This is a genomic window from Intestinibacter sp., from assembly GCF_022780145.1.
Lineage (GTDB): Bacteria > Bacillota > Clostridia > Peptostreptococcales > Peptostreptococcaceae > Intestinibacter.
In genome coordinates, this window is sequence record NZ_JALEXO010000172.1 from 1 (window position 1) to 5,570 (window position 5,570).

The following is a 5,570-nucleotide window of genomic DNA, read 5'->3' on the forward strand; positions in this document are numbered from 1 at the left end:
TTACATACTGCTTTTAAGTTTTCTCCTGCTAATTCTTCTGCTCCTGGAGACATTAATCCTACGTTTTCAAGTCCACCTGTTGAACATCCAGCTGATAATACTAAGATGTCTTTTTTGATTAATTCTTTAACTAATTCTACAGTGTGAACGTCGTGTCCGCCAGCAGTCATGTTAGAACATCCAACTACACCAACTACACCCTTGATAGTTCCGTCAGCTATTAAGTCTATTAATGGTTTCCAAGTTCCACCTAAGAATTCTTTTAGGTTCTTTTCACTTACACCAGTTAGAGATTCAGCATAACCGTGATCTTTAGGTATATCTATAGTTACGTTTCCTCTTCTTGCTTTGTAAGCTTTTACTGCTTCGTCTATTAATTTAGCATCTATTTCATCGAATTTTTCTCTATCTAATTGGATTAATTCTGCATTTTTCTTCTTAGCAACATCGTCTAAGCATATCATCTTAACTTGTAGTTTGTCAGCTATTGGTTCTAATCCTGGTAATGTACAGTTGAATTCTGATACTACCATGTCTATAGCTCCTGTAGCTAATACTGCTTCACTTGTGTAGTTATTTCCAGCGTGTCCTTCAAATATTTCTTTGTAGTGTTCTCCTCTTAATTGTAAGTCTTGACCTACACATGTACATCCTACTAATTTGATTCCTTTAGCTCCTGCTTCTTCAGCTATTTTTACTACTGCTGGGTCTTTTAATTTTTCTTGGAAGCTTGCAAATGTTGAATGTTGATGTCCAGTTACCATTATGTTTATGTAGTCTTCATCGATTACTCTGAATCCAACTGGTGCCATTCTTATGATAGGATCTCCTAAAACTATGTCGTTTAATAGGTTAGTTAAAGTTAATCCGTATAAACCAGTAGCTATACCTAATGATAAGCAGTTCATTAACATGTCAACTGGGTCTGAGCTTAAGTTTGTAGAAGATTTTACGCATCCGTCGAATACTTCTGATTTAGCTCCACCAGGCATGATTCCTAGTTCTTTCCATTTTTCAACTCTCTTTGGATATGCTAGTTTTTCAACTAATTCCATTTTTTCGTATCTTGGTTTGTACATATCTGCTAATATTGCTTCAGCTATTTTTACACATCTCTTATGTGGATCATCGTCGAATATTCCTAATTCTTCTCCTAATATGTCTAGAGCTTTTTGGCTTTTTATAACACCGTTATGTTCACCAACGTATTTTACGTTTAGAGCTGTATTTTCAACAACGTGTAGGTAGCAAGCTGCCCCTGCTGCTACGGCTCTTAGGAAGTTTCTTGCAACTATTGTATCTGCGTCTGCTCCACATATTCCTCTTGGTGATTTTGGAGTAACTCTACAAGGTCCGTTTGAACATAATCTACAACAAACACCTTGAAGACCGAATCCACATTTTACTTTTTGATCTATAGTTCTTTGGAATGCTGTTTCAAATTCTCCAGCTTTTGATGCTACGAAGCTCTCTAATTTTTTATCTGCACTTTCACACATTTTACAACTATTACAATTCATATTTCTATTCCCCCTATTAATTATTTTTATATAAATTTCTAATTACTTTCCCTATCTCATAAATATGAAATAGATTCTCATTTCATAACTTTTATTTCTCTCAATATTATATATACCATTTTTTCCCTTTTTTAAACACCCTTTGTTAAATTTTTATTTTATTTTTTAATACGATTTCAATTTAAATTATTATTGTGATATATTGTAAATTTTGCTATAATATAAGTGAAATTAAAAAATCAAAAGGAGGCTTTTAGTATGGCTTATAAAATAACTGACGATTGTGTAGCTTGTGGTTCTTGTGCTGACGAATGTCCAAACGATGCTATAACTGCAGGAGATGACAAATACAGCATAAACGCAGACGAATGTTTAGATTGTGGTACATGTGCTGATGCATGTCCAAACGATGCTATAGTAGAAGGCTAATAAGCAAGAAACTATCTGAAGTTTCCACTTTGGATAGTTTTTTCCTTGATTGTTTAATTTCAAAATATGACATCGATAAGGAGAAAATTATGGCTTACGTAATAGGTGATGCTTGTATAAGCTGTGGTGCATGTGAAGCAGAATGTCCTGTAGAATGTATATCAGCTGGAGACGACAAATATGAAATAGATGCAGATTCTTGTATAGAATGTGGATCTTGTGCTGATGTATGTCCTGTGGAAGCACCATGTGCTGAATAATAATGAAAATAATTTATTTTAAAGTGAGTGTTGATGCACTCACTTTTTTACTTTACCAAACTCCCCACCCTAGCCGGAGGCTCCTTCTTCATAACCGAAGGTTCCACATACCTCCACCTCTCCCCATTGTTAATATAATAAAATATAATTCTACATTTTTTACGCATAGATCCTTCTATTTTTATTAAAAATATCCTACATGTATCACAAAGTTGTTAAATATAATCACAATGACTGTAATAAGTATAATACTAACAATATGTGTAGGTTATATTTTGTTGTCTAAAGCATTTTAGTCTGATAACGCCAGTTCTTTTATTCACTAAAAAAAGAACTGCTACACAAGTTAATTCCATTAAACTTATGTAACAGTTTTATCAATTTATATAAATCCCGATTTAATCTTCTTTCATAAGATATGATAAAGTAAATAGACTTTCTGTCAAATTTACATTTTCAACTATAATATTTGAAGGTACATCTAAATCCATTGGAGCAAAGTTCCAAATACCCTTTATGCCAGAGCTAACTAATCTGTCAGCTAATTCTTGGGCACCATTTTTAGGTACACATAAAATAGCTATGTCTATATTATTAGCTTTTACGAAATCTTCTATATCATCCGAGTCTAAAATTTCGAAATCTCTTATTTTTAATCCTATAATTTTAGGATTAGCATCAAATAATGCCTTTATTTCAAATCCTGCTTTTCTGAATCCTGAATAATTAGCTATAGCCTGTCCTAAGTTACCTGCTCCTATTAGAATTGCGTTGTATGGTCTGTCTAGCCCTAGAATTTTTCCGATTTCTGTATGAAGAGCCTCTATATTGTAGCCATACCCTTGTTGTCCAAATCCGCCGAAATTGTTTAAATCTTGTCTTATTTGTGATGCTGTAAATCCTATTATATCACTTAATTCTTTTGAAGAAATTCTCTGTACATCGTTATCAAGTAGGTCCCCAAGATATCTGTAATATTTTGGTAATCTTCTGATAACCGCCATTGATATATTCTTGCTTGCCATCATCTCACCTCTTTCACTTAATATTTTTATAATAACATAATTACATAATACCACAACCATTAAATAATACCATATTTTTTAAATAGTTTTATATATCCTTGATTATATTATATCAAAAGTTTATAATTTTAGATAGTTTAAGCAGATAAACTTTAGTTATTAAAATTATAAATTACAAACTATATATAAATAAATTTTTTAAAAAATAAAAAGAAAGGAAAGGTATAAACTGATGATCATTTTATCTTGTAATAATTTGAATAAAAGTTTTGGTGTAGATTCAATACTTGAAGATATTAGTTTTACTATAAATGAAGGTGACAAAGTCGGCATCATCGGTGTAAATGGTACTGGAAAAACAACTCTATTTAAAATTATTTCCAACGAGTACGGATACGATAGCGGTGAAATTTACACTTCTAAAGATTGTGAAATTGGTTACTTGGAACAAAATACCAACTTTTATTCGGAAAACACTATATTAGAGGAGGTTTTAGAAGTATTTAAACCTCTTATAGAGATGGAATCAAATTTAAGAGAGCTTGAGGTCAAGATTGCTGAAGAAGGAAGCAAGCCTGACTCTAAAATTTTAGACAAGCTAATGGATGAATATTCACATAAGATGGAGTTATTTGCGGCTAATAACGGCTACGGGTACAAGTCTGAGGCGAAGGGGGTTCTTATCGGTCTTGGATTTAAAGAAGGTGATTTTGACAAGCAGGTCAACGTTTTATCTGGTGGAGAAAAGACGAGAGTTCTTTTAGGTAAGCTACTTCTTAAAAAACCTACTTTATTACTTCTAGACGAACCTACCAACCACCTAGATTCTGAGGCTATCGAGTGGTTAGAGTTCTTCTTAAAGCAATACAAGGGCACTGTTATGCTTATTTCCCATGATAGATATTTCCTAGATCAAGTGGTAAATAGAACATTTGAAATCTACAACAAAAAGCTTAAGGCGTATAATGGTAACTACTCTGCCTTCGTCGAATTATCAAAGGTAGAAAAGGAACTAGAAATCAAAAAATACGAAGACCAACAAAAGGAAATCAAAAAACAAGAGGAATCAATAGAAAGACTTAAGGCTTACGGCCGTGAAAAACACTTAAAGAGAGCCAGAAGTAAGGAAAAGGCTCTTGATAAGGTAGAGGTGCTTGACAAACCAGAGCTATACAGAAAAAAAGCTAAAATATCTTTTGATCCTTCTGTAGTAAGTGGTAACGACGTAATTCAGATAAGAGATATGTCTATGGGATTTGGCGACAGAATTTTATTTAAAGATTTAAATTTAGACATATACAGAGGCGAAAAGGTCGCCTTAATCGGGCCTAATGGAATAGGTAAATCTACGTTATTTAAAATAATAATGAAGGAGCTCACTCCTCTAACTGGTGAGGTTAAACTTGGTACTAATGTAAATGTTTCTTACTTCCACCAAGAGCAAAAAACTCTAAACCTCAACAACACTATTATTGACGAAATATGGGACGAAAACCCTAATCTAACTCAAACTCAAATCAGAACTATGCTCGGAGCTTTTCTATTTGAAAATGAGGATGTATTTAAACAAATTTCTTCTCTTAGCGGTGGTGAGAGAGCCAGAGTCGCTATATTGAAGCTGATTTTATCTAAGGCGAACTTCCTGCTTCTTGACGAACCTACAAACCACTTGGATATAGATTCTAAGGAGGTTCTAGAGGAGGCTTTAAATAATTACACTGGTACTATATTCACTATTTCGCACGATAGATATTTCTTAAATACAGTAGTCGACAAAATTCTTGTTTTAAACGAAGACGGCGTGACTGAATACCTTGGTAACTACGACTACTACATGGCTAAGAAGAAAGAATCTGAAGAAATAGCAGCAAATGTTGAAGAGGAATCAGAAAAAACTAAAACTCAACTAAAAGAAGAAAAACGTAGAGAACGTGAAGAGCGCGAAAAACAAAAGAAAAATAGAAATAAAATAGCTAATACAGAAAAGGAAATCGAGGAGATTGAAAATAAGATAGGTGAACTTGATGAGCTTCTTTGCTTGGAGGAGGTTTATTCTAACCCTGAGAGATCTAAGGAGGTTAGCTTGGAAAAAGCTGGCTTAGAGGATAGATTATCTGAGCTTTATGAGCTATGGGAAGAGCTTATGTAGTATATAGATTAAAAAAAGTAGGAGCATTTGCCCCTACTTTTTTGTTATAAATATATTTAATTCATTAATTTTTCTACTTCAGATGGATCAAGGCCTGTAGATTTCACTATTGTATCTTTGTCTAAACCTATATTAATCATAGATTTAGCTATTTCAATAGCTTTCTCATTTTTACCTTCCTCGATGC

5 protein-coding genes are annotated in these 5,570 nt (G+C 33.2%); 3 read left to right on the forward strand and 2 right to left on the reverse strand.

The genetic code is table 11. The features are described from left to right. The coding region (gene cooS, locus MR593_RS06865; protein ID WP_290691207.1) for an anaerobic carbon-monoxide dehydrogenase catalytic subunit at positions 1-1,520 on the reverse strand (1,520 nt) is incomplete at its 3' end. A gap of 258 nt (positions 1,521-1,778) precedes the next feature. On the opposite strand from cooS, the gene MR593_RS06870 reads away from it, so the two are divergent. Together MR593_RS06870 and MR593_RS06875 are read left to right on the forward strand one after the other, a co-directional pair. After that, complete coding sequence (locus MR593_RS06870; RefSeq protein ID WP_290691210.1) at positions 1,779-1,949, forward strand: DUF362 domain-containing protein; 171 nt, start codon at positions 1,779-1,781, stop codon at positions 1,947-1,949. Positions 1,950-2,038: 89 nt separating this feature from the next. Then, the gene (locus MR593_RS06875) at positions 2,039-2,209 is read left to right on the forward strand and encodes a DUF362 domain-containing protein (protein ID WP_290691212.1); all 171 of its coding nucleotides are present in this window, start codon (positions 2,039-2,041) and stop codon (positions 2,207-2,209) included. A gap of 398 nt (positions 2,210-2,607) precedes the next feature. Here MR593_RS06875 and MR593_RS06880 read toward each other — a convergent pair whose 3' ends face one another. Next, the gene (locus MR593_RS06880; protein ID WP_290691214.1) at positions 2,608-3,234 is read right to left on the reverse strand and encodes a redox-sensing transcriptional repressor Rex; all 627 of its coding nucleotides are present in this window, start codon (positions 3,232-3,234) and stop codon (positions 2,608-2,610) included. Between the two features lie 232 nt (positions 3,235-3,466). Between MR593_RS06880 and MR593_RS06885 the strand changes: the two genes are divergently transcribed. Further along, positions 3,467-5,383, forward strand: coding sequence for an ABC-F family ATP-binding cassette domain-containing protein (locus tag MR593_RS06885; RefSeq protein ID WP_290691217.1), 1,917 nt, complete (start codon positions 3,467-3,469; stop codon positions 5,381-5,383). Positions 5,384-5,570: the final 187 nt, after the last annotated feature.